This is a genomic window from Gorillibacterium sp. sgz306347 (assembly GCF_059735245.1).
The window spans coordinates 1-1,771 of sequence record NZ_JCAPET010000094.1 but is presented as its reverse complement, the minus strand read 5'-3'; the positions used below and the strand labels follow the sequence as shown (position 1 = coordinate 1,771).

Sequence of the window (1,771 nt, the reverse complement as noted above, 5' to 3'; positions counted from 1 at the left end):
AAGCGCCCGGAAAAGCGCCCGGAAAAGCGCCCGGAAAAGCGCCCGTGTGCTTTTACTCTCGCTTGATGGCTGACACTTGTTGTGATACATTTTTGTTACGAGTAACCGGTGTGAAGCACGCGCCGCTTTGATACGACTTGTTCCTGCGAACATTCGTATCGGAGCGGTTTTTTATTTTTCGACGGGAGGGTAAGGGGATGAGCAGGTTTGATGAAGTGTTTGAGGATTGGATGGCCCGACAGATTACCGATGAAAAAAGCCCCCGAAGGCGGGAGCTTCTGCAAAAGGGGCTGAGCCGCGGGACGATGGATTTTTTGCGGTTGATTTGGTTTCCGGCTGTGGGGAGTCTGGATTTTTTGTACCCCGAATACGAGGTGAGGGATTTCAATAACGGATACCGTTATCTCGACCTTGCGTTCCTGCCTGGCCCTGCCAAGGGCTGCATCGAAATTCAGGATTACCGAAGCCATGCCAGAGATATTGAGGTCAGCCGGTTCAAGGATTTGTGCATGAAGCAATCGCTTTTGGTGCTGGACGACTGGCTTTTCCTCCCCATCGCATACTTGTCTATTCGGGACGACCCGGGGGTATGCAAGCAGTTAGTCCTCTCCTTCGTCGGGAAGTTTCTGTCCGGTGCGGTTCCTTCGGGAGTCAATTGGGCGGAAGCGGAGGCGCTGCGTTATGCGTTTCGGCTGCGACGTCCTTTTGCATCGCTTGACCTGTCTGAGCATCTGATGCTTTCGGATAACCGTACTCGAGTGGTTTTGCGAGGGTTGGTGGAAAAGGGACTGCTGGAGGTGGCGAGCGGGAAGCAGCGTTATCGGACCTATCGGTTGGCAAAGAGTGACTGATGCTAGTCCGGAAGTGGGGGGGAGAGGGGGAGTTTAAAGTAATCAAGGAGTTAGTGGAAAAAAAGGGATCGGTGAGGGGGCGAGAGTTCTGAAAAGGCGGCGTGGAGAGGGGGAAAGGGTTTGTGAGTGATGGGGGTGCGGAGGGATTTGAGGGATGGGGGTGCGGAGGGAGCGGAGATTTGAGGGATGGGGGTGCGGAGGGAGCGGAGATTTGAGGGATGGGGGTGCGGAGGGAGCAGATATTTGAGCGGTGGGAGTGCGGAGGGAGCAGATAGTTGAGGAAGGGGAAAGCAGAGAAGGCGGCATATCGGAGTGGTGGACTGCGGAGGGAGCGTCTTGATGGTGAGCAGGGAAAGCGACGGGCTAAAAAGATGACGGAGAGGCGCATTCTGAAGAATAGTGGAGCGTAGGCCATGCATGCAGCCGGTGCTGTGAGACTAGAGGGGAGACTATAGTGAGGGAAAGGAATCAGGTATTAGAGTGTGGTGAAAGTAAATGCGCAGATGTCGAATAGGTTGGTGTGCGGAACTGACGAGGCGAAGGGGCGAAGGTCGGTGGTGGCTCTAACGGTTGCCACAGAGGCTATTTGGCGGAAAAAGCGACTTTTGGAATTCTAACGGTTGTGAGCGAGCTTATTTACGCGAAAATCGAGGATTTATCGAAAAAAACGGCAAATAAGCTCTGTGGCAACCGTTACATTTTCAAACAGGCCGTTTTGGGCCAAATAAGCCCTGTCACAACCGTTAGAGTTTGGCGCTCCCGGAGAACTCATATTTGCCGGGTGCCGCATCGTCACCCCGCGCGCCGCTGCACCGCTGCGCGCCGCCTCGCGCCGGCCCCGCTCGCGTGCCGCAGCGCCACCTCGCGCCGGCCCCGCCCGCGTGCCGCCGCGCCGCCTCGCGCCGGCCCTGCCCGCGTGC

The 1,771-nt window shown here is 56.4% G+C and carries 1 protein-coding gene; it reads left to right on the top strand.

Annotated features, from left to right (window positions below):
- Positions 1-197 precede the first annotated feature (197 nt).
- Complete coding sequence (locus AC6I6H_RS22410; protein ID WP_497956825.1) at positions 198-851, top strand: transcriptional regulator; 654 nt, start codon at positions 198-200, stop codon at positions 849-851.
- The last annotated feature ends 920 nt before the right edge of the window (positions 852-1,771 follow it).